We start from the raw sequence: 20,700 nt of genomic DNA, 5'->3' as shown, positions 1-20,700 counted from the left end.
CGCCCTATCCAAGTATTCCCGCCCTGGCTGGACGAAACCTGACGCCAGCTCTGTGGCTGCCCGGCTCTGCGGTTGCCCAGCTAAAGGGCGGGCCCGAAAAGGGGCCACAGCATCCAGTATTCCGAAATCTTTCCCGTTTGGACAAGTGACTGGCCAGTAACCGGGCGTCGAGGGGGGACGCCTTAAGGCTTCTTTAGAGATTGTGGGCCACCAGCTCCAGCCCGATTACCAGCAGGCTCAACACGACTTCGGCGAACATGATGGCAGCCTTGTGACGGAGCGGGATCTCGAGGCGGCGGATCGCGAGGAACCCGACGATGCCGAGCGAGACAACCAGAACAGCGACTGCCCACCCGAGGGCAACGGCCGTCGACCACAGACCAAGGCCGGCTGCCGTGAGGAGGAGCAGCGGGGTGACCAGGACGCCGAGGCCGCCCGCGCTGACCGTGATCATGTGGTGCAGTTCCTCACCGGTGGGAAGCTTCGAATGAACAGTCAGGTGGCTCAGGAGGTCGGCGACGAAAATCCCCAGCAGGGAGCCGATCACCACGATGCTGAGCGTCGCCGCCGCTGCCAGCGGCGTGGTCTCGTCCGCGTGGCTCCGAAGCGCCAACACCACGGCCAGGCTCGTGAAGATGATGTAGACGCGTTCTTTGAGGCTCGCCGCGCGTTGGCGGGCTGAGGGTGAAGGAGGCACGGTCGGTTCTGTCGCTTGCATCAGAGAAGGCCTTCCGGTCAGCGTCACGGGAACGAACGAGGAAAGCCCACGGCCGCGACGATCCATGTCCATGCCATCCCATAGTCCACCCGGAAATCCCGTCAAGGCCAGCCCCCGGGAGGTGAAAGCGGTACTGGTCATTGTTGCCGCAGCGCCCGTACGAGTGCCCAGACAGCGACAGACAGCAAACGCGGGGCCACTTACGGCCCGTCCTGGCGTGCCGGAAGGGCGGTAAGCGACCCCGCGATGCTTTTGTTCAGGGTGCTTCGGCTGGTTAGTCCACCGGGCTGTAGCGGGCGAGGTCTGCGGCGTTGGTCGCCGCGCTCATCAGAAGCGCCGCCGCCAGCATGTGAGCGCCGACGAGCAGCGCCGGGATGCCGTTGTAGTACTGCGTGAAGCCGATTGCGGCCTGCAGCACCGTGACGCCCAGGAGCATGAACACCGCGGAGCGGAACGGCCCCTGAATCAGGCCGCGGACCACCAGGACCAACGCGAACAGCGCGCCGGCGGTCACCAGGTAGGCGGGCACGGCGTGGATGTGCGCGAACAGGTCCCAGTCGAGGTCGTTGCGCGGGGCGTTCGCGTCCCCGGCATGCGGACCGGCGCCGGTCACCACCACACCGAGGCAGACCGCGACGGCGGAGAGGACCGCGACGGCGGTCATCACCGGGCGGGCAACGCCCGGCAGGGCGGGAAGCTGCACGGTCCGGGCCTTGCCCGTACGGTCGTAGGCCCGGTTCACCAGAAGGGTCGCGAGGACCACGAGGGCCATGGACACGAGGAAGTGCAGGCCAACGACCCACGGGTTCAGCTGGGTCAGCACCGTGATGCCGCCGATGACGGCCTGGGCCGGGATACTTGCGAGCAGGCCGAGGGCCAGCAGGAAGAGGTCGCGGCGCTCCTTGCGGAGGTTCCACAGATAGACCAGCATCATCACGGCGACGGCCGCCAGCGCAAACGTCAGGAGCCGGTTGCCGAATTCGATGATTCCGTGGATCCCCATTTCCGGGGTGGTCGCCAGGGATCCCTCCGTGCAGCGCGGCCACGTGGGGCAGCCAAGGCCCGAGGCCGTCAGGCGGACGGCGCCGCCGGTCACCACCAGGACGATCTGGCCAATGAGGGACAGCACGGCCAGCCGCCTGACCGTCTTATCGACGCGGACTGGCAGCCGGGAGGTGATTCCGGAGACAATCCGGGGAGTTCGTGACGCCGTGCTCACAGTATTCTCAATTCCACTTAAACCAACGGGTTGCTGCGCCGCCGGCGATCGCCGTCCAGAGCAGCAGGACAAGAACGGCGGCACCATTGACGCTGCCGTACAGGAAAACATCCCTCAGCGCCTGGCCCAGCGCGCCGGAGGGGAGGAAATGCACCACGGCCTGGGCCAGCGCCGGGAGCCGTTCGGCCGGAATCACGATTCCGCCCAGCGCGCCGAGCAGGATCCAGAGCAGGTTGGTGATGGCCAGGGTCGCCTCCGGCCGGACCGTCCCGGCGACCAGCAGCCCGAGTGCCGTGAAGGCGGCGGCGCCGAGGACCAGGATGGCCAGCCCGGGCAGCCAGCCCGCGGGATTGGGCTGCCAGCCCAGCAGCAGGGCCACCGCGGTCACGATGAGCACCTGCAGGAACAGCACCGCCAGGACGGCCAGGATCTTCCCCGCAATCAGGCCGGTGCGGCCCAGGGGTGTCGTGGAAAGAAAGCGCAGGACGCCGTAGCGGCGGTCGAAGCCGGTGGAGATGCCCTGCCCGGTGAAGGCCGTGGACATGGCGCACAGGGCCAGGATGCCGGGGACGGCGACATTGATGCGGCTCGAACCGAGTCCGTCCAGCAGGGGAGTCACGGTCAGGCCGACCATGGCCAGCAGCGGCAGCACGATCGCGAGGATCAGCTGCTCGCCGTTCCTGAGCATGGTGACTGTCTCGTACTGCCCCTGCAGCAAGATGCGGCGCAGCAGGGAAGCGGGGGCGCTGCCATGCGCGGCAGGGGGCTCGCCGGCACGGCGTGCGCTCTCCAGCGGGGCGCCACCTGTTACGCGGGTCATCGGATCTCCCTTCCGGAGATGTCCAGGAAGACGTCCTCGAGGCTGCGCGCTTCAAGGCTCAGGGAGCTGGGCATGATCCCGCGCTGGGCCCACCACGCGGTGATCGCGGCGAGGTCGGCGGGGGTCAGGGCTCCGGTCACGGCGTAACTGCCCGCCCGCGCCTCGGTGACGTCGACGCCGTCGGGCAGCACGCCGGCGAAGTCCAGGCCGGGTTCGGTTTCGAACAACAAGGTGCGGATGTGCTGCGACGCGTCGCCGGCCGGGAGCTGGTGGCGCAGGAGCTGGGCGACGGTGCCCTCGGCGACGTTGCGGCCGGCGTCGATGATGTAGACGTAGTCCGCCAGCCGCTGGGCGTCGTCCATCAGGTGCGTCGTCAGGATGATGCCCATGCCGCTGTTCCGCAGTTCGGAGATGAGATCGAAGACCATTTGGCGGGACTGCGGGTCGAGGCCCGCGCTGGGCTCGTCGAGGAACAGGACCTCCGGATTGCCGACCAGCGCCGCGGCCAGGGCGAGGCGCTGTTTCTGCCCGCCGGACAGGCGCCGCACGTTGGTGCGGCTGAAGGAGTCGATGCCCAGGCGGCCGATGAGTTCATCCACCGGCCACGGGTCCTGGTACATGCCGGCGATGTGCCGCAGCAGGGGGATAGGCCGGGCCGACGGCGGCAGGCCGCCGTCCTGCAGCATCACGCCCACCCGGGCACGGAGGCCCGCGCCGGCCGAATCCGGATCGTGGCCGAGTAGGCTGATGGCGCCGGCGGTGCGCTTTTGCAGCCCCTGGGCGCATTCGATGGTGGTGGTCTTGCCCGCGCCATTGGCGCCGAGCAGGGCCGTGACTTGGCCGCGTTCGGCGATGAGGGAAAGGCCGCTGACCACGCGCAGCATCTTGCCGTCGAGGGTGGGCAGTGGACCAACATCCTTGACAAGCCCGCTGATGGTCAAAACGGGGGATTCGGGAGATCGCACCACAGCATTCTACGCGATGTAGTACGTCGGCCCCTCGGAGGGGCGGTCCCGCAGGCAAGCCATGCCTTACTGGAATGCCGGACTAAATTACGACATGATTGTGTTGTGTATTCCATGAGCGCCCCTGTGTCCGGAACTACGGTGTCCGGAGCCGCTGTGTCCGGATCCGCTGCGTCCGCAGTCCCGTCCGGGCGCGGCGCCGCGCGCGTCAGGCCTGCCCGGGCACACGTGGCGGCCGTTCCGGACGCCGTTCCCGCGGCCGCCGGCACCCACACGCACGACGCCGAAGAGCGCACGCGTGACCGCGTCCTGAACGCGGTGCTGGAACACGGACCCATCAGCGCAGCCGAACTCGGCGACCTCCTGGGCTTCACTCCGGCCGCCGTGCGCCGCCACCTGGACCACCTCGCGCGCACCGGAGTGATTGAGGTCAAGCGGGTTGCCCGCGCCGGTGCCGGCGCCGGACGGCCCGCCCGCCGCTACGTCCTGAGCTCCCAGGGCCAGTCGAACCTGGGCAACGACTACCTCGACATCGCCTCCGTGGCGCTGCGCCGGCTCGGCGAGGCGGCCGGCCCCGAGGCCGTGCGGCAGTTCGCCGTCGAGCGGTTCGCCGACATGGAGCGCCGCTACGCGCCGGAGATCGAGCAGGCAGGACCGGACATCACGGCCCGCGCCCAGGCTCTCTCCGCGGCGCTGAGCCGCGACGGGTTCGTCGCCTCGGCGCAGTCGATCGAAGCCAAGGCCCCGCTCCCGGCGGCGCTCTCCAGCGTCCAGCTCTGCCAGGGGCACTGCCCCATCCAACACCTGGCTGCCCAGTTCCCCGTGTTCTGCGACGTGGAGACCGACGTGTTCTCCCGGCTGGTCGGCGTCGATGTGCGCCGGCTGTCCACCCTGGCACGCGGCGGGCACGTCTGCACCACCCACATACCTACGGGCCGTCCGGCCGCCGTCGGGACTCCCGGTCCCGCTGCACCGGTCAACCCGGACGAAGTATCCAACCATCTCCAAGAAAGGCCGTGATGACGGACCAACTATCAGAGAAGAAGGTTGCTGGCTCTACTGTGATTTCGGAGATTCTGGAAAAGAATCCCGAGCTCCACGGAATTGGCACCTATGAGTACGGCTGGGCCGACAAGAACGACGTCGGGGCCAACGCCCGCCGCGGCATCGACGAAGACGTTGTTCGCGATATTTCGGCCAAGAAGAACGAGCCGGAATGGATGCTCGATCTCCGGCTCAAGGGCCTGAAGTACTTCGACCGCAAGCCCATGCCCACCTGGGGCGCGGACCTGTCCGGCATCGACTTCGACAACATCAAGTACTTCGTGCGCTCCACCGAGAAGCAGGCCGCCACCTGGGAAGACCTGCCCGAGGACATCCGGAACACCTACGAGAAGCTGGGGATCCCGGAAGCCGAGCGCAGCCGCCTCGTCTCCGGCGTCGCCGCCCAGTACGAGTCTGAAGTGGTCTACCACCAGATCCGCGAGGACCTGGAAGCCCAGGGCGTCATCTTCCTGGACACCGACACCGCGCTGCGCGAACACCCGGAGATCTTCCAGGAGTACTTCGGCACCATCATCCCGGTGGGCGATAACAAGTTCGCGTCGCTGAACACTGCCGTCTGGTCCGGCGGTTCCTTCGTGTACGTGCCCAAGGGCGTCCACGTGGACATCCCGCTGCAGGCCTACTTCCGCATCAACACGGAAAACATGGGCCAGTTCGAGCGCACGCTGATCATCGCCGACGAGGACTCCTACGTCCACTACATCGAAGGCTGCACCGCGCCGATCTACACCTCGGACTCGCTGCATTCCGCCGTCGTGGAAATCATCGTGAAGAAGGGCGCCCGCGTCCGCTACACGACCATCCAGAACTGGTCCACCAACGTGTACAACCTGGTCACCAAGCGCGCCATCTGCGAAGAGAACGCCACCATGGAGTGGATCGATGGCAACATCGGCTCCAAGGTCACCATGAAGTACCCGGCCGTCTACCTCGTGGGCGAAGGCGCCAAGGGCGAGACGCTGTCCATCGCGTTCGCCGGCGAAGGCCAGCACCAGGACACCGGCTCCAAGATGGTCCACATCGCGCCCAACACCAAGAGCTCGATCATCTCCAAGTCCGTGGCCCGCGGCGGCGGCCGTGCTGCCTACCGCGGCCTGGTCCAGGTCCGCGAAGGCGCCAAGCACTCGGCCAACACGGTCCGCTGCGACGCGCTCCTGGTGGACACCATCAGCCGGTCGGATACCTACCCGTACATCGACATCCGCGAGGACGACGTCACGATGGGCCACGAGGCCACGGTCTCGCGGGTCAGCGAAGAGCAGTTGTTCTACCTGATGTCCCGCGGCATGCGCGAAGACGAGGCCATGGCGATGATCGTCCGCGGCTTCATCGAGCCGATTGCCCGCGAACTGCCGATGGAATACGCCCTCGAGCTGAACCGACTGATTGAACTGCAGATGGAAGGATCGGTCGGTTAATGACTGACATCACTACTGAAAAGGCCCGCGTCGGCGCGCCCTCAGCCCAGCCGTTCATCAACGGCTTCACCGAGGAAGGCGAAAGCCTCTCACCGCTGAACGCCGCGGAGTCCAAGGCTCCGCTGGCCGGCGAAGCCGTCAAGCGCCACTCGCACGGCGGCGGCGTCGGCGTACCGGACAGCTCACGCGCCGGCCGCCTGACCTCCTACAAGCTGGCGGACTTCAAACCGCTGACCGGCATGGAGGAGGACTGGCGCTTCACCCCGCTCAAGCGCCTCCGCGGCCTGCACACCGAGGTCCTCACCGGTGCGGCGCCGGCCGTGCGCGTCACCGCTCCGGACAGCGTCAGGGTCGAGACCGTCGGCCGTGACGACCGCCGGATCGGCTCCGCCGCCATCCCCGAGGACCGCGTCTCCGCGAACGCCTGGGAGAACTTCACCGAGGCCACCGTCATCACGGTCCCGTCCGAGGTCGAGGTGGAGGGCGAGGTCAGCGTGCTGCTGACCGGCCAGGGCACCGAAGCTTCCGCGCAGCACGTCGTGATCGTCGCGGAAAAGTTCTCCAAGTCCGTCGTCGTCCTGGACCACCAGGGCACCGCCGTCGTCTCGGAAAACATCGAAATCCTCGTTGAGGAGGGCGCGCAGCTGACCGTCATCTCGCTCCAGGAATGGAACGACGACGCCGTCCACGCCTCCTCCCAGCAGGCGAAGCTCGGCCGCGACGCGAAGTTCAAGCACATCGTGGTCAGCCTCGGCGGCGACCTCGTGCGCGTCACACCCTCGGCACGCTTCACCGCCCCGGGCGGCGAAGTGGAACTGTTCGGCCTGTACTTCGCCGACGCCGGCCAGCACCTCGAGCAGCGCCTGTTCGTGGACCACGCCGTGGCCAACTGCAAGTCCAACGTCCTGTACAAGGGCGCCCTGCAGGGCCGCAACGCGCACACCGTGTGGGTCGGTGACGTTCTGATCCGCAAGGAAGCAGAAGGCACCGACACCTACGAGGCCAACCGCAACCTGGTCCTGACCGACGGTGCCCGCGCCGATTCCGTGCCGAACCTTGAGATTGAGACCGGCCTGATCGCCGGCGCCGGCCACGCCAGCGCCACCGGACGATTCGATGATCAGCACCTGTTCTACCTCATGGCCCGTGGTATCCCGGAAGAGGTGGCCCGCCGCCTGGTGGTCCGCGGGTTCCTGAACGAAATCATCCAGAAGATCAACGTTCCCGCCATCGAAGAGCGCCTCACGGAAGCCGTCGAGCGCGAACTCGCGGCGACCAACCACTAGTGCGCAGCACGAGAGAACACGGACGACATCAATGACTGAACAGCCAAAGGGCGAGCTAGTCTGCAACGCCAGCGAGATCCAACTCAAGCAGGCGCTGCGGATCCTGATCGACGACTACCCGGTAGCGATCGTGAAGGACTCGATGGGGGAGATCCACGCCATCGGCGACACCTGCTCGCACGCGGACATCTCCCTCTCCGAAGGAGAAGTCGAAGGCTGCAAGATCGAATGCTGGGGCCACGGCTCCCAGTTCGACCTGCGCAGCGGCGAGCCGCTCCAGCTGCCGGCCTATGATCCCGTTCCCGTGTTTGCCGTGACCGTCCTGGATGACGAGGTCTACGTGGACTTCACCAACGTCCTGAACGGCGCCGAGGCTCCAAACTTCAGCTAGCTGCCTGCAGCCGGCATCCCGCACAAGAAAACTTATCGCCAAGAAAACGCACAGTGCCGAGGGCACGGTGCAGAGGAGAACAAGACACATGTCGACTCTTGAGATCAAGGACCTGCACGTCAGCATTGACACCGAGCAGGGCACCAAGGAAATCCTGAAGGGCGTCAGCCTGACCATCAGGACCGGCGAGACGCACGCCATCATGGGCCCCAACGGCTCCGGCAAGTCCACGCTGGCGTCCACCATCGCCGGGCACCCGCGCTACAACGTCACCTCCGGCACGATCACCCTCGACGGTGAAGACGTCCTCGCCATGAGCGTCGACGAGCGCGCCCGCGCCGGCCTGTTCCTCGCCATGCAGTACCCCGTCGAGGTCCCGGGCGTGAGCATGACCAACTTCCTGCGCACCGCCAAGACCGCGATCGACGGCGAAGCCCCCAAGCTGCGCACGTGGACCAAGGACGTCAAGGCCGCCATGGCGCAGCTGCGCATCGACGCCGACTTCACCCAGCGCAACGTCAACGAAGGCTTTTCCGGCGGCGAGAAGAAGCGCGTCGAGATCCTCCAGCTCGAGCTCTTCAAGCCGAAGTTCGCCATCCTCGACGAGACCGACTCCGGCCTGGACGTCGACGCGCTCAAGGTTGTCTCCGAGGGCGTCAACCGCGCCCACGGCGAAGGCAACATGGGCACCCTGCTCATCACGCACTACACCCGGATCCTGCGCTACATCAAGCCGGACTTCGTGCACGTGTTCGTCGATGGCCAGGTTGTGGAAGAGGGCGGCCCGGAGCTCGCCGACCGCCTCGAAGACGAAGGCTACGACCGCTACGCCACCGGCGCAGGGGCGGCCACCATCGCTGCCGCCTCGGCTGCAGCCCAGGCGTAGTTAGGACTCCGCAATGACCGAACTCAATGTGGCCCGCACGGGCCTCGAGGATGTCGAAGAGGCGCTCAAGGATGTGATCGACCCGGAACTCGGGGTGAACATCGTTGATCTGGGCCTGCTGTACGGTCTGAAATACTCCGACGACGACGGCGCCCTGCTGATCGACATGACGCTCACCACCGCCGCATGCCCGCTCACCGACGTGATCGAGGAGCAGGTCGGCAAGGCCCTGGACGGGATCGTCGACGATTGGCGGCTCAACTGGGTGTGGATGCCGCCATGGGGTCCGGAACGGATCACCGAGGACGGCCGCGACCAGATGCGCGCCCTGGGCTTCAACATCTAGATCCGCACCCACAGCTTTACCGCACGTCCGGGCCGGCATGGCCCGGGCGTGAACGACGGCGGCCCCACCTCATTGAGGCGGGGCCGCCGTCGTTATTTCTCTCCGTCATTTCCTTCCGGCATTCCCGCCGCCGTTCCCATATCGTCCCGGCGGTGGTCTGATAAAGACAACGGGTCCACGCGCTTCGGGCCGGGCACGCCGTCGAACAGGAGGCACACGCGAATGGATGCCACGTCACCGCCGCGGCCCTCCGATGCCGGCAAGGACTTCGTGGTTGTCGAGGACAGCGGCGACTTCTCCTACTACCGGTCCAGGGAAGCCCTGCTGGCCGACTTCGAATATGTCGGCGAAGCTCCGTGCATCATGGACCGCAGCGCCGCTACGTACCGCCTGGAGCTGGACGAGAACCGCCACCTGCGCATGGGACCGCCCCTGGGATCGGTGGAGTTCCACTGGCTGCGCCAGGCCCTCGCCGAGGCGCGTGACGTGCATCCCGAGTCCCACCGGCTGCAGCGGGTGGACCCCGCCGGGCTCGCCGGGCTCGTGGCCGGACTGTTCGAGACGCTGCAGCTGGAACGCGGAACCGATGCTGAGCTGGGGCTTTGGAGCCTGGACATTGACGGTCTGGCGACGCGGCGCAATGCGCTGGCCGACGTCGACCGCCTCCTGGCCGGAAACGACCGCCTGGACTCGGTCCTGGTGACCGACCCCTTCGGGCACCAGTACCGGCCCGTGTGGCACGCGAAGCACCGGCACCTGGGCCACGCCGGATTCCTCAGCTATGTCGAGGTCCCGGTCCGGCGCCGGCCGCGCGGGTGAGGCCTCGGGTGTAGGCCGGAGAGCTGGGACCAGAGGGCTGGGACCAGGGGGGTGGGGCTAAGGCGTTGCCACCGCGAACGTGTCGCACTTGTTGATGTCCCCGGTGGTGTACCCCTGGTAGAACCACTTTTGCCGCTGGGCACTTGACCCGTGGGTCCATGCCTCCGGTGAGACGCGGCCCGTGGCGGCCTTCTGGATACGGTCGTCACCGACGGCCGAGGCCGCCGACAGGGCGTCCTTCACGTCCTGGTCAGTGAAGGGGTCGAGATAGGGCTGGCCGGTCTTGGGATCCGCCTGCGTTGTTGCATAGTGAGCCCACAGCCCTGCGTAGCAGTCGGCCTGGAGCTCAACCCGGACACCCCCGGAACCGGGTCCCTGCGGATCCTGTTGCGCCCGGTCGAGGTCGCCAAGCAGGTTCTGGACGTGGTGGCCGAATTCGTGGGCCACCACATATTCCTGCGCCAGGGGGCCGCCGGAGGAGCCAAACCGGTCCACCAGCTCCTGGAAGAAGCCGGGATCGAAGTACGCCGTGGTGTCGACAGGGCAGTAGAACGGCCCCACGTCCGAGGTGGCGGCGCCGCAGCCGGTGTTGGTTCCGCCGGTGAAGATCACCGCCTTCGGCCGCGGGTACTTGGTGTTGTACTGGGCCAGGTAGGCCGGCCAGAAGGCGTTCAGGCTGTTGACCGTGCCGGTGATCCTGCAGTCGAGGCGGGCGTCGGCGTCGGCGCCGGTCTGGCACGCGGGGGCAGAGCCCTGGCTCTGCGTCTGCGGCTCCTGGACGGTGCCGGCCAGACCCTCGAGAAGCTGGGGATTGATGCCAAAGAGGGCTGCCAGCAGCAGGATGATGCCGCCGCCGATCCCGCCGCCGATCATCGGGCCGCGGCCCATCCCGCGTCGGTCCTGGACTTGTGACGGGTCCAGCGGGGCATTGTCGTTAAAGCTCATGGAGTCACAATATCCCGCACACGCAGCCGCGGCGCCCGGCAACGCTAAAGTTGGTTCGATGCCTTTTCTCGACAGACTCCAGCGCTGGGCCGATGACCGTCCCGACGAGACAGCCGTCGTCGTGGCCGGAGAGCACCTCAGCTGGTCCGGCCTGCGGGACAAAGCGGCGGCCCTGGTGCCCTCGGCGCCGGCCATCACCGTGCTGTCCGAACAAAATTCAACCCACTTCGCCGTAGCGTTCGCCGCGGCCGTCGCTGGTGAGCGGCAGTGCGCCGTGTTGGACCCGGCCTGGCCCCAGCAACTCCAGGACGGCATCACCGCCCGCATCGCCGGGTCGGAAACGCGTCCGGCGCGCGCAGTTCCCGGGCCGGGGACCGGGCTGGCCGACGGGCCGCCGGAGACCTCGTTCCTGGTCGGCCTGACGTCCGGCACCACCTCGGTGCCCAAGGCGTTCACCCGCTCGCGGCGGTCCTGGCAGGAATCCTTCGAGGCCTCCATTGAATTCTTCGCACTGACGCAGGACGACAAGTCCCTGGCTCCCGGGCCGCTCGCGGCAAGCCTGAACCTCTACGCCCTCGCCGAATGCCTGTACGCCGGCGCCGAGTTCCACAGCCTGGACCACTTCGATGTCGGCGCCGCCCACGCGGCCGTCAGCCACGACGGCATCACCCGACTGGTCCTGGTGCCCACCATGCTCCGGCTGCTCAGCGAGCGGGGCCTGGCCGGCGGTGTCGATGCCTCCGGCATCCGCAGCATCATCTGCGCCGGTTCCAAGCTGGACGCCCGGACGCTGGAGGCGGCCCGGCGCTGGGCCCCCAACGCGACCATTTTCGAGTACTACGGCGCCTCCGAGCTCAGCTTCGTCTCGGGCGCCGGGTTGCGTCCGGGCGAGCCCGTCGAGCCGGGCGGGACCGGCATCGGAAAGCCCTTTCCCGGCGTCGAAATCCGCATCCTCGACGACGACGGCGCCGAACTCCCGGACGGCAGCGACGGCAACATCTGCGTCCGCAGCGGCATGGTCAGCAACGGCTACCTGTGGGGTGACGACGGCCAGGCGCTGCGCTGTTTCGACGGCTGGTACACCGTGGGGGACCAGGGCTACCTCTCCGACGGGACCCTGCACATGCTGGGCCGCCGCTCCGACATGATCATCACCGCCGGCACCAACGTCTACCCGCATGAGGTTGAGATGGCGCTGGCCTCCGTCCCGGGCGTCGCGGCGGCCGTGGCGGCCGGCATGCTTGACGATCTTCGCGGCCAGCGCGTCGTGGCCGGCGTCGTGCCCTCGCACGGAGCGGTCACCGCCACCCAGCTGCGGTCCGGGATCGACGATGTGCTGGCCCGGAACAAGCGCCCCCTGGAGTACTTCGTGCTGACGGAGCTGCCCCTGACGGACCGCGGCAAAATCAGCCGGCAACTGCTGCTGGACTGGCTGGCCCGGAACGATCCCAGGATCCGGCGTCTTGGCTGAGCCGCGCGCGGGCAGCGGGCCGGCAGCACCCGGGCGGCCGATCCGCGCAACGTCGTTCCCCGGGCTGTCTTTCCCGGGACTGCTGCCTGAGGACAGGCAGCCGGTGATCATCGCCGCGCGCCGGACGCCGCTGTGCCGCGCCAACGGGGCACTGAAGAGGCTCCGCGCCCACGAACTCCTGGCCCCGGTGCTCCGCAGCCTGCTCGCCGATGCCGGCGACGGCACCGGGGAATCCGTGACCGACGTCGTGATCGGCAACGCCGTGGGCGGCGGCGGAAACGTGGCCCGGCTCGCCGCGCTGGAGGCAGGCCTGCCGGTCACCGTCCCCGGCGTCACCGTGGACCGGCAATGCGGCTCCGGTCTGGACGCGATCGTCCTGGCCTCCCGGCTGGTCGCGGCGGGCGGCGGCGGCCTGTACCTCGCGGGCGGCGTCGAGAGCATCAGCACGGCTCCGCTCCGCGCCCACCGCAACGACGACGGCAGCCCCGACTTTTACAGCCGGGCCCAGTTCGCGCCGCTCAGCTTCGGCGATCCCGACATGGGGGTGGCGGCCGAGAACGTCGCCGCCCGCTTCGGCATCAGCCGGGAACGCCAGGACGCTTTCGCGCTCCGCAGCCACCAACGCGCCCTGGCAGCCGCGGCCGCCGGGACGTTCGACGCCGAAATCGTGCCCCTCGCCGCCGGCTCCGGCGCGTCCGCGGCAGTCGACGACGGGCCGCGGCCGAGTCTTGGCCCGGCCCTGATGGCCCGTTTCCCGCCCGTTTTTGCCAGCGGCGGCACGGTCACGGCCGGTAACTCCTGCTTCGACGCCGACGGTGCCGCCGCCGTCGTTGTCACGTCCATGGAGCGGGCCCGGCAGCTGGGCGCCGCCGACGGGCTGCTGGTCCTGGGAACCGACACTGCCGGAGTGGCGCCGCAGCTGCTGGGCATCGGCGCGGCCGCGGCGGCCGAACGGCTCCTGGCGGCGCACGGACTGAGTGCCGCGGACGTGGGCCTGGTGGAATTCAACGAGGCCTTCGCGGCCCAGACGCTCGCGTGCTTTGACCAGCTGGGAATCGACCCGGAACGGGCCAACCTCGACGGCGGCGCCCTGGCCCTCGGTCACGCCTATGGAGCCTCGGGCGCGGTACTGGTCACCCGGCTGCGCGCACAGGCCCGCAGGTCCCCGGAGCCGGGGCAGCTTGCCCTGGCGATGATCAGCATCGCAGGCGGCATGGGCACGGCCGCGCTGCTGGGGTACGCGCGCCTCGACTAGCCCCTCGGCGGACATGCCCATTCTTCACCGCGCAGGGTGGACATATGGGCTACATGTCCACTGGCGGCGGGCAGGGGAGGGCATGCCCCCGTGCCCGGTGCGGGCATGCTCTGCCGTGGCCTCGGGGAAGGGTCATGCCCATTTTTGGGCACGAGGAGCGGGCACGGCCGCGGCGTGGCGGCGGTGAAGCCGTGCCTAGTAGACGGAACCTTCCAAGAGTTCTGAGAGTCGGCTGGCGGCGCGCCGGAGTTCAGGAACGCCGGCCTCGAGGCCGGCTTCGGTGGCTGACTCAACGGGGCTGGTTAGTGCCATGGACTCACTGGGGCGTCGGGTTCCGTTCGGCACAGCGACGGCGACGGACAGCACGCCGGTGGCACGCTCATCGGCCGAATACGCGTAATCGACGCCGGGTTCGGGCAGGCGTGCGCGGAGCTCGTCGGCGGTAAACGTACTCTCCTCATGGCCGGATGCGACGGCCGCGGCTACCACTTGCCCGAGCTCCGCATCGGTAACGGTGGCCAGCAGGATCTTCCCGGCCGCTCCGACGGTGAGGGGGAGCCGCTTACCCAGCGGCAGGTCGTAGCGGAGGGGCGAGTCGCCGTCGACACGTGCGACGAGGATCCTTTCAAAGCCGAGCCTGGTGTACAGCGAGGCCGTGAGTCCCGTCTGGGAGGCCACCTGTTGGAGGATCGGCCGCGCGGCAACCACGAGGGGGTCGTTCTCCAGGTAGCTCCGGGCCGCGGGCAGGACCGCGGGGCCGATCCGGTAGGACTTGTCCGTCTGGCTGACCATGCCGAAATCCTGAAGGACCCGCAGGATCCGCAACGTCGTCGGCAGGCTCATGCCGCAGGTCCTGGCCAGGTCACTGAGGCGCTGGGGCCGCTCCGCACGCTGGAGTTCGGCGAAAACCTCCATCGACCTGGACAGGGAGCGCATGTTCCCGGCCTTGGGGCCGCCCTCATCAGCGGAGCCGGCCGAATGAGTCGAAGTCACTGTCATTGTTTCATTCTATGTAACTGCACTGCGCTTGACAGCATTTGTGTCTCCTGTCACTATTTCTTCAGACGAAAGATTCTTTCATTCTATGAAATGAAGCATTGCGAAACGTAAGAAGGAAAACGATGACAACGGAGTCACTACTGACTAAACCCGAGCGCGCCATCCGCGTCGCTCCGTCGGTGCTTGCAGGCATCGGCACGTTCACCGCCGTCGGCGTCTATGTTCTGGCCAGTTCGGTCGGCCTCGGCCTGTGGACGTCGTTGGGGCCAGGTCCCGGCCTGTTCCCGTTCGCCATGGGAGGGGTCCTGGTCGCGATGTCGGCGCTCTGGCTGGTCCAGGAGCTGCGCCGGCCGAGCGAGAGGGCCGAGGGGATCGACAGGGGTCTGGTGATCGCGGTCGTGGTCAGCCTTGTGCTCCTGGCGTCCGTCATGGATTTGCTGGGCTTTCAGCTGAGCATGTTCCTGTTCCTGCTCTATCACCTGAAACTGCGGGGCCGCCGGACCTGGGTGTCCTCGCTGATCATCGCCCTTGCCGGAAGCGTCGGTGCGTTCTATGCCTTCAACTACGGGTTGAACGTCGCACTCCCCGTCTCGGCATTCGCTCCGCTGAACCTGATCGGACTCTAGACGTGGACACACTCAACGAACTGCTCGGCGGCTTCGCAGCCGCCCTGACCTGGCAAAATCTGATCTTCGCCTTCCTGGGCTGCCTGCTGGGCACCATCATTGGGGTCCTTCCCGGAGTTGGCCCGGTGGCCGGTGTAGCCCTGCTCATCCCGCTCACGTTGAACCTGGACCCCACCGGTTCGATCATCATGCTGTGTGCCATTTTCTACGGCACCCAGTACGGCGGAACCATCACCAGCGTCCTTTTGAACACTCCGGGTGAGGCGTCGTCGGCGATCACCACCATCGACGGCTACGCGATGACCAAACTCGGCAGGGCCGGTGCGGCGCTGACCCTGGCCGCCGTGGGATCCTTCGTCGGCGGAACCATCGCCACGATCGGCCTGGTCGCCGCCGCCAAACCCTTGGGCGAACTGGGCCTGCTCGTCGGGCCGCCGGAGTTCTTCGCGCTCATGGTCGTCGGGATCTCCCTGCTGGTTGCCCTGGCCGGCAAGTCCATGATCAAGGCCATCATCTCCGGCGCCCTGGGCCTGCTGATCTCCATGGTCGGCATCGACCCGGTCGCCGGCGCCCCGCGCTTCACCTTCGGGATGGACCGGCTCCTGGACGGCGTCAGTTTCGTCGCCGTCATCGTCGGCGTCTTCGGGCTCTCCGAAATCCTCTCCTACCGCAAGGGCGCCGAGACTCCCTTGGTTCATGCCCCCGGCATGCGCTCACTGCTCCCGACCCGGACGGAATGGCGCCGCAGTGCCCCCGCCATGGCCCGGGGCACCGGCGTCGGCTTCGGACTCGGCCTCATTCCCGGCATGACCGGATCAGTCTCATCCCTGCTGTCCTACGCCGCGGAAAAGAAGTTCTCCCGCTTCCGCCACCAGCTCGGCAAGGGCGCAGTCGAAGGCGTCGCCGGTCCCGAAACGGCCAACAACGCCCACGCCAATGCCGCCCTGATCCCGCTTTTCACCCTCGGCATCCCCGCATCCCCGACCATCGCCGTGCTGATGGGCGCGTTCCTCCAGCAGGGCCTGACGCCCGGGCCCGCCCTGTTCACCGATCACTCCGAGATCGCCTGGGCCATCATCGCCAGCCTCTTCATCGGCAACGTGCTGCTGCTGTTGCTCAACGTACCGCTGGTCGGTCTCTGGACCTCCATCCTGCGCGTCCCCACGCCGATTCTGACCGCCCTGATCCTGCTCTTCATGGTCATCGGCGCCTACACCATCAACTTCAGCGTCTTCGACGTGTTCGTGATGATCGGCTTCGGCCTCCTGGGCCTTGCCCTGAGGAACCTGGACATCCCGCTGGCACCGATGGTCCTCACCCTGGTGCTCGGCCCGCTGATGGAACGGTCACTCCGCGAATCCCTGGAAATCTCCCAGGGTGACTTCAGCGTCTTCACCAGCCGCCCCATCTCCGCGGTGCTGATCGGCCTTGGCGTGCTGATCATCTGCAGTCCGCTGCTCAAGTTCCGCAAACCCAAGGCCCTCACCGAGGACCCCGAAGCCTGACCCTCCTAATCCACCGTCCGACTACCCACCAGCCACCAATGCATTTCTTCAAAGGAGAAGACCCTTGTCACCCAAGAAAATCACCGCAGCCCTCGCAGCAGCAGCCCTTATCGCCCTCACCGGCTGCGGCGCCAACGCCAGCGCCAACAACGCCGCCTCCGGGGACGACTTTCCGAAGAAGGGCAAGTCCATCGACCTCATCGTGGCCTTCGGCTCCGGCGGAGCCGTGGACACCGCAGCCCGCCTCGTTCAGCCGATCCTGGAAAAGGAACTCGGCACCAACGTCGAGGTCATCAACAAGCCCGGCGCCGGCGGACAGATCGGCTACACCGCACTGACCAGCGCCAAGCCCGACGGCTACACCATCGGTGCAACCGGCTCCCCCTCCGTCGTGGTTTCACCACTGGATCCCAGCCGCGGCGCCAAATACACCCGCGCCAGCTTCCAGCCCCTCGGCCGGCAGGTCATCGACCCCGCCGTCATTGCCGTCCAGCCCGACAGCCCCTACAAGACCTTGAAGGACCTCCTCGACGCGGTTAAAGCCAACCCGAAGTCCATGACCGCGAGCACCACCGGCCTGCAGACCGGCGAACACTTCGCGCTGGCCCAGATCCAGGAGGCCACCGGCTCCGAGTTCGCCCCGGTGCACTTCTCCGAAGGCGCATCCCAGGCCACCACCGCATTCCTTGGCAAGCACGTCGACGTCCTCGTCGCCAACGTCAGCGACGTAACCGACCTGACCAAACAGGGCAAGGCCCGCGTCCTGGGCATCATGACCGCCGAACGCTCACCCTCGCTGCCGGACGTTCCCACCTTCAAGGAATCCGGCTACGAAGTGGAAGCCGGCACCGTCCGCGGCTACTCCGCCCCGGCCGGCCTGCCTGAGGCCGTCGCCAAGAAGCTCGAAGCCGCCCTGCAGAAGGCCATCGAGGATCCTGCCGTCAAGGAAAAGATGAGCGCCCTCGGCCTGCAGACCAGCTACCTCTCCGGCACCGACTACGAGAAGTTCTGGGCCGGACAGGAAGAGGACTTCAAGAAGGTCCTCCCCCTGGTCCAGAAAAAAGACTAGCCCTCCCACCAGCCGCCAACCACGGAAGAATCCACCATGACAACTCCTGTCCTTGAGGACATCGACGCCGACTTCGTCCGCCCCGACCGCGACCTGATCGGCCGCCTCGCCGAACTGCCCGCCGCCAACATCGGCGACGCCATGGACCGCCTCGGCATCGCGGACTCAGCCATCCAGGCCATCTGGCCCGGCGCCCGCCTCGCCGGACCGGCCTTCACCGTCTGGACACGCCCCGGGGACAACCAGGGAATCCACCGCGCCCTGCAGCACGCCCGCCCCGGGGACGTGATCGTCGTCGCCGGCGGCGGAGACGAATCCCGGGCACTGCTGGGCGAACTCATCGGCGAACGCGCCATCAACCTCGGCCTCGCCGGGTTCGCCCTGGACGGCGCCGCCCGCGACGCCGAAGCCCTCCGCGAGATCGGCATGCCCGTCTTCGCCCGCGCCATCACCCCGGCCGGACCATATAAGAACGGACCCTCCCGTCTCGGCACCCCGATTTCCTTCGGCGGGGTCCCAGTACTCCCAGGTGATGTCATCATCGGCGATTCCGACGGCGTCGTCGTCATACCCCGGGAACAGGCGGCGGCCGTGGCGGAAGCCGCCGAAGCCGTCTTCGCTGACGAAACCAGCCGCCGCGCCGCGATCATCGCCGACCGCCACTAGACAGAAAAGACAGAAAACTATGACCGCGTGCACCATCATCGGCCTCGGCGAAGCCGGAGCCACCTACGCGACTGCACTCATTGCGGCAGGCCACAGCGTCACAGGATTTGATCCCGTCGCACCATCCACCCCGGCCGGCGTCACCAGGGCAGCAACCGCGGCCGAGGCGTGCCTTGGCGCAGACGTTGTCCTGGTCCTCACCGGAGCGGCCGCAGCCCGCAGTGTGGCCCAGGAATGCCTGCCCGTTTTGCCGGAGGGCAGCTGCTATGCCGACTTCACCTCGTCCTCACCGCACGTCATGCGGGAACTTGGGCAGTTGCCCAGTCCGGCACTCTTCGTTGACGTCGCCATCCTTGGGCCCGTAGCCGCGCTGGGCGAGAAGACCCCGCTGATGGTCAGTGGCCCGGGGTCCCGGGCCGTTGCCGATCTCCTGGCGCCGCTCGGTGCCGAGATCGAAATCGCCGACGGCGAGCCCGGGGCCGCGATGGCCCACAAACTGCTCCGCAGCGTCTTGATGAAAGGCCTGGCCTCCGTGGTGGTCGAAGCCGTCACGGCGGGACGGGCCGCGGGACTGGAAGATTGGATCCGGAGTCAGATCGCCAGGCAGCTGGCGGGGGACGGCCAGGCAGTCATCGACAGGTTCCTCACCGGCACAGCCAAGCACGCCCTGCGCCGTTCCAAGGAGATGCAGGACACTGCCGGCTACCTCACCGACCTCGGAGTCCCCGCCGAAATGACTACAGCCTCCGCTGCGGCACTTACGCGCATCGCCGAGGAATCAGCACAGCCGGCGCCGGCCTTGCGCTGACCCCGACCTCAGGCAGAATCGTTTACAGGAATCAATGATGAACCATCCGCAAACCAGCACTACCCCGTCAGGAGCAGCAGCATGATCGGCATCTGGGCCCTGGCAGCCTATCTGGCCGTCATCCTGCTGTGGACGACCCTTCTCAAGCGCAGCGTTGGAGAGGCCATGATCCTCGGATTCCTGGTCGTCCTGCCTTTCACGGGGGTCACAGCGGCGCAGATCGGCTGGTCCTCCCTTTACACGGCGGTGACTGATGAAATCGTCTACGCCACCATGGCGTTCGTCTTCATGGGGTACCTGCTGGACAAGACCGGAGTGCTGGACCGGCTCATCGACCTGTTGAACTCACTGATCGGCGGTACCAGGGGAGGCCCCGCCTGGGTGTCCACCGTGGCGTCGGCAGGCCTCGGCGGGGTGGTCCACAACCAGGCGGCGATCGCCGCGACCGTGGGTTCCGTGACCATCCCGTGGATGGAAAAGTCCCGGCTCGACAAGCCCGCGGCCGCGACCCTCGTGGCGGGAAACGCCGGAATGGGCATCACTTTCCCGTTCAGCGCCTCGATGTTCGTCCTGGTCGGCTCCGCCACAGTCGGGCCCCTGCTGAACGTCAATGAACTCGTGCTTCCGCTGTTCATCGGCGGGCTGTGGTGCTTCCTGCACCGGCTGATCGTCACCTGGCTGCTGATCCGCATGAGCGGGATGACACCCTTGGATGCCGCGCACCGGTTGCCGGTCCGGGCGGCGTTCGGCCGCGGCTGGGCCACCCTGCTTTTGTTCGTCGTGGTGGCCATCCCACTGATCATCACCTCCGCCTTCATCGCCACCGCGCTGTCGGACTGGACCGGCGGAGACATCACCAAGTCCCTGAGCGTCATCGTCTGGATCCCGGTGGTCCTGATCATCACCGGCGCCGTCCTCGGCCGAAAAAACCTCCCACGCAGCGGCCGGGGCTGGTGGACCCTGCTGCAGGAGTCCGCCCCGAGGTTCGGGATCGTCGGCATCACTGTCGTCTTTGCCTTCGCCGGCGCCAACGCCCTCGCCGCCACCGGCCTGCCCCAGCAAATGACGGCACTGCTCAACCGGATGAACCTGCCCCTGTGGCTCCTCGCCATCCTCATCGGGCTGATCGTCATCGCCGTCGCCGCGCCCCTCTCCGCCACGGCCACCATGGCCGCCGTCGGAACCGTCGGTGTCGCCACACTCGTTAGCGCCGGTGTTCCGGCGACCACCGCCGCAGTCGCCGTGCTCGTCTTCTCATCCTGCGAAGCCGCCGTTCCCCCCGGAGGCGCGCCCCTGTATGTCGCCTGCGGCATCGCGGACGTGGACCCGATCAAAACCTTCGCCCGACTGCTCACCCACTACGCCCTGCCCCTGCTGGGCATCGGCGTGCTCATCATCCTCGGCATTCTGCCGATCTAAAGGA

General features: G+C 67.4%; 21 protein-coding genes. 15 read left to right on the top strand and 6 right to left on the bottom strand.

The genetic code is table 11. The features are described from left to right. Positions 1–193: 193 nt before the first annotated feature. From AC1DRO_RS02225 to AC1DRO_RS02210, 4 genes are all read right to left on the bottom strand, one after another. Positions 194–718: a hypothetical protein gene (locus tag AC1DRO_RS02225; protein WP_459384805.1), complete on the bottom strand. Its 525-nt coding sequence runs from the start codon at positions 716–718 to the stop codon at positions 194–196. Positions 719–992: 274 nt separating this feature from the next. Beyond that, a complete protein-coding gene (locus AC1DRO_RS02220; RefSeq protein WP_476949637.1) occupies positions 993–1,937 on the bottom strand; it encodes a COX15/CtaA family protein in 945 nt (314 codons plus the stop codon). 7 nt (positions 1,938–1,944) lie between these two features. After that, complete coding sequence (locus tag AC1DRO_RS02215) at positions 1,945–2,757, bottom strand: ABC transporter permease (protein WP_476949636.1); 813 nt, start codon at positions 2,755–2,757, stop codon at positions 1,945–1,947. Further along, entirely contained in the window at positions 2,754–3,722 is a 969-nt protein-coding gene (locus tag AC1DRO_RS02210) for an ABC transporter ATP-binding protein (protein ID WP_028275511.1), read from the bottom strand. The genes AC1DRO_RS02215 and AC1DRO_RS02210 overlap by 4 nt, the downstream gene beginning before the upstream one ends. Positions 3,723–3,836: 114 nt before the next feature. On the opposite strand from AC1DRO_RS02210, the gene AC1DRO_RS02205 reads away from it, so the two are divergent. The 7 genes from AC1DRO_RS02205 (at position 3,837) to AC1DRO_RS02175 (ending at position 9,933) form a co-directional block, all read left to right on the top strand. Continuing rightward, positions 3,837–4,742 (top strand): helix-turn-helix transcriptional regulator, encoded by a 906-nt coding sequence (locus AC1DRO_RS02205; protein ID WP_476949635.1) that lies wholly within the window; start codon positions 3,837–3,839, stop codon positions 4,740–4,742. Then, on the top strand, positions 4,742–6,205 hold the full coding sequence (gene sufB, locus AC1DRO_RS02200) for a Fe-S cluster assembly protein SufB (RefSeq protein ID WP_243177703.1): 1,464 nt from the start codon (positions 4,742–4,744) through the stop codon (positions 6,203–6,205). The genes AC1DRO_RS02205 and sufB overlap by 1 nt, the downstream gene beginning before the upstream one ends. Further along, positions 6,205–7,491 carry a Fe-S cluster assembly protein SufD gene (gene sufD / locus AC1DRO_RS02195; RefSeq protein WP_476949634.1) on the top strand — a complete coding sequence of 429 codons (1,287 nt, stop codon included), beginning with the start codon at positions 6,205–6,207 and terminating at the stop codon, positions 7,489–7,491. The genes sufB and sufD overlap by 1 nt, the downstream gene beginning before the upstream one ends. 31 nt (positions 7,492–7,522) lie before the next feature. Further along, positions 7,523–7,882, top strand: coding sequence for a non-heme iron oxygenase ferredoxin subunit (locus AC1DRO_RS02190; protein WP_223917407.1), 360 nt, complete (start codon positions 7,523–7,525; stop codon positions 7,880–7,882). 88 nt (positions 7,883–7,970) lie between these two features. Next, entirely contained in the window at positions 7,971–8,768 is a 798-nt protein-coding gene (gene sufC, locus AC1DRO_RS02185) for a Fe-S cluster assembly ATPase SufC (protein ID WP_026537381.1), read from the top strand. 13 nt (positions 8,769–8,781) lie between these two features. After that, complete coding sequence (locus AC1DRO_RS02180; protein WP_018772973.1) at positions 8,782–9,114, top strand: metal-sulfur cluster assembly factor; 333 nt, start codon at positions 8,782–8,784, stop codon at positions 9,112–9,114. Positions 9,115–9,336: 222 nt separating this feature from the next. Further along, positions 9,337–9,933, top strand: a complete 597-nt coding sequence (locus AC1DRO_RS02175; RefSeq protein WP_476949633.1) for a hypothetical protein — start codon at positions 9,337–9,339, stop codon at positions 9,931–9,933. 57 nt (positions 9,934–9,990) lie between these two features. Here AC1DRO_RS02175 and ypfJ read toward each other — a convergent pair whose 3' ends face one another. After that, on the bottom strand, positions 9,991–10,878 hold the full coding sequence (gene ypfJ / locus AC1DRO_RS02170; RefSeq protein WP_459384799.1) for a KPN_02809 family neutral zinc metallopeptidase: 888 nt from the start codon (positions 10,876–10,878) through the stop codon (positions 9,991–9,993). Between the two features lie 58 nt (positions 10,879–10,936). On the opposite strand from ypfJ, the gene AC1DRO_RS02165 reads away from it, so the two are divergent. Then, entirely contained in the window at positions 10,937–12,349 is a 1,413-nt protein-coding gene (locus tag AC1DRO_RS02165) for a class I adenylate-forming enzyme family protein (RefSeq protein ID WP_476949632.1), read from the top strand. A gap of 40 nt (positions 12,350–12,389) precedes the next feature. Continuing rightward, positions 12,390–13,604: a thiolase family protein gene (locus tag AC1DRO_RS02160; protein ID WP_476949767.1), complete on the top strand. Its 1,215-nt coding sequence runs from the start codon at positions 12,390–12,392 to the stop codon at positions 13,602–13,604. 195 nt (positions 13,605–13,799) lie between these two features. Here the strand turns inward: AC1DRO_RS02160 and AC1DRO_RS02155 are convergent, their stop codons facing one another. Further along, a complete protein-coding gene (locus AC1DRO_RS02155) occupies positions 13,800–14,603 on the bottom strand; it encodes an IclR family transcriptional regulator (protein WP_476949631.1) in 804 nt (267 codons plus the stop codon). A 122-nt stretch (positions 14,604–14,725) separates the two neighbouring features. On the opposite strand from AC1DRO_RS02155, the gene AC1DRO_RS02150 reads away from it, so the two are divergent. From AC1DRO_RS02150 to AC1DRO_RS02125, 6 genes are all read left to right on the top strand, one after another. Beyond that, the gene (locus AC1DRO_RS02150; protein ID WP_476949630.1) at positions 14,726–15,229 is read left to right on the top strand and encodes a tripartite tricarboxylate transporter TctB family protein; all 504 of its coding nucleotides are present in this window, start codon (positions 14,726–14,728) and stop codon (positions 15,227–15,229) included. A gap of 2 nt (positions 15,230–15,231) precedes the next feature. Further along, the gene (locus tag AC1DRO_RS02145; RefSeq protein WP_476949629.1) at positions 15,232–16,734 is read left to right on the top strand and encodes a tripartite tricarboxylate transporter permease; all 1,503 of its coding nucleotides are present in this window, start codon (positions 15,232–15,234) and stop codon (positions 16,732–16,734) included. Between the two features lie 64 nt (positions 16,735–16,798). Then, positions 16,799–17,803: a tripartite tricarboxylate transporter substrate binding protein gene (locus tag AC1DRO_RS02140; protein ID WP_476949628.1), complete on the top strand. Its 1,005-nt coding sequence runs from the start codon at positions 16,799–16,801 to the stop codon at positions 17,801–17,803. A 36-nt stretch (positions 17,804–17,839) separates the two neighbouring features. Continuing rightward, positions 17,840–18,469: an RraA family protein gene (locus AC1DRO_RS02135; RefSeq protein ID WP_476949627.1), complete on the top strand. Its 630-nt coding sequence runs from the start codon at positions 17,840–17,842 to the stop codon at positions 18,467–18,469. Positions 18,470–18,488: 19 nt separating this feature from the next. Next, entirely contained in the window at positions 18,489–19,277 is a 789-nt protein-coding gene (locus AC1DRO_RS02130) for an NAD(P)-dependent oxidoreductase (RefSeq protein ID WP_476949626.1), read from the top strand. Positions 19,278–19,358: 81 nt separating this feature from the next. After that, positions 19,359–20,696, top strand: coding sequence for a TRAP transporter large permease subunit (locus AC1DRO_RS02125; protein WP_476949625.1), 1,338 nt, complete (start codon positions 19,359–19,361; stop codon positions 20,694–20,696). Positions 20,697–20,700 lie beyond the last annotated feature (4 nt).

This window comes from Arthrobacter sp. P4_F11 (assembly GCF_056401395.1).
Note: the sequence above shows the minus strand (reverse complement) of the source record. Positions and strands in the feature narration are given on the sequence as shown.

Excerpts from the sequence above, each read along its gene's own strand:
- AC1DRO_RS02190 (WP_223917407.1), top strand. The coding sequence starts at position 7,523 with ATGACTGAACAGCCAAAGGGCGAGCTAGTCTGCAACGCCAGCGAGATC.
- AC1DRO_RS02175 (WP_476949633.1), top strand. The coding sequence starts at position 9,337 with ATGGATGCCACGTCACCGCCGCGGCCCTCCGATGCCGGCAAGGACTTC.
- AC1DRO_RS02135 (WP_476949627.1), top strand. The coding sequence starts at position 17,840 with ATGACAACTCCTGTCCTTGAGGACATCGACGCCGACTTCGTCCGCCCC.
- AC1DRO_RS02215 (WP_476949636.1), bottom strand. The coding sequence starts at position 2,757 with ATGACCCGCGTAACAGGTGGCGCCCCGCTGGAGAGCGCACGCCGTGCC.
- AC1DRO_RS02150 (WP_476949630.1), top strand. The coding sequence starts at position 14,726 with ATGACAACGGAGTCACTACTGACTAAACCCGAGCGCGCCATCCGCGTC.
- sufB (WP_243177703.1), top strand. The coding sequence starts at position 4,742 with ATGACGGACCAACTATCAGAGAAGAAGGTTGCTGGCTCTACTGTGATT.
- AC1DRO_RS02225 (WP_459384805.1), bottom strand. The coding sequence starts at position 718 with ATGCAAGCGACAGAACCGACCGTGCCTCCTTCACCCTCAGCCCGCCAA.
- ypfJ (WP_459384799.1), bottom strand. The coding sequence starts at position 10,878 with ATGAGCTTTAACGACAATGCCCCGCTGGACCCGTCACAAGTCCAGGAC.
- sufC (WP_026537381.1), top strand. The coding sequence starts at position 7,971 with ATGTCGACTCTTGAGATCAAGGACCTGCACGTCAGCATTGACACCGAG.
- AC1DRO_RS02125 (WP_476949625.1), top strand. The coding sequence starts at position 19,359 with ATGATCGGCATCTGGGCCCTGGCAGCCTATCTGGCCGTCATCCTGCTG.
- AC1DRO_RS02180 (WP_018772973.1), top strand. The coding sequence starts at position 8,782 with ATGACCGAACTCAATGTGGCCCGCACGGGCCTCGAGGATGTCGAAGAG.
- AC1DRO_RS02205 (WP_476949635.1), top strand. The coding sequence starts at position 3,837 with ATGAGCGCCCCTGTGTCCGGAACTACGGTGTCCGGAGCCGCTGTGTCC.
- AC1DRO_RS02165 (WP_476949632.1), top strand. The coding sequence starts at position 10,937 with ATGCCTTTTCTCGACAGACTCCAGCGCTGGGCCGATGACCGTCCCGAC.
- AC1DRO_RS02155 (WP_476949631.1), bottom strand. The coding sequence starts at position 14,603 with ATGACAGTGACTTCGACTCATTCGGCCGGCTCCGCTGATGAGGGCGGC.
- AC1DRO_RS02130 (WP_476949626.1), top strand. The coding sequence starts at position 18,489 with ATGACCGCGTGCACCATCATCGGCCTCGGCGAAGCCGGAGCCACCTAC.
- sufD (WP_476949634.1), top strand. The coding sequence starts at position 6,205 with ATGACTGACATCACTACTGAAAAGGCCCGCGTCGGCGCGCCCTCAGCC.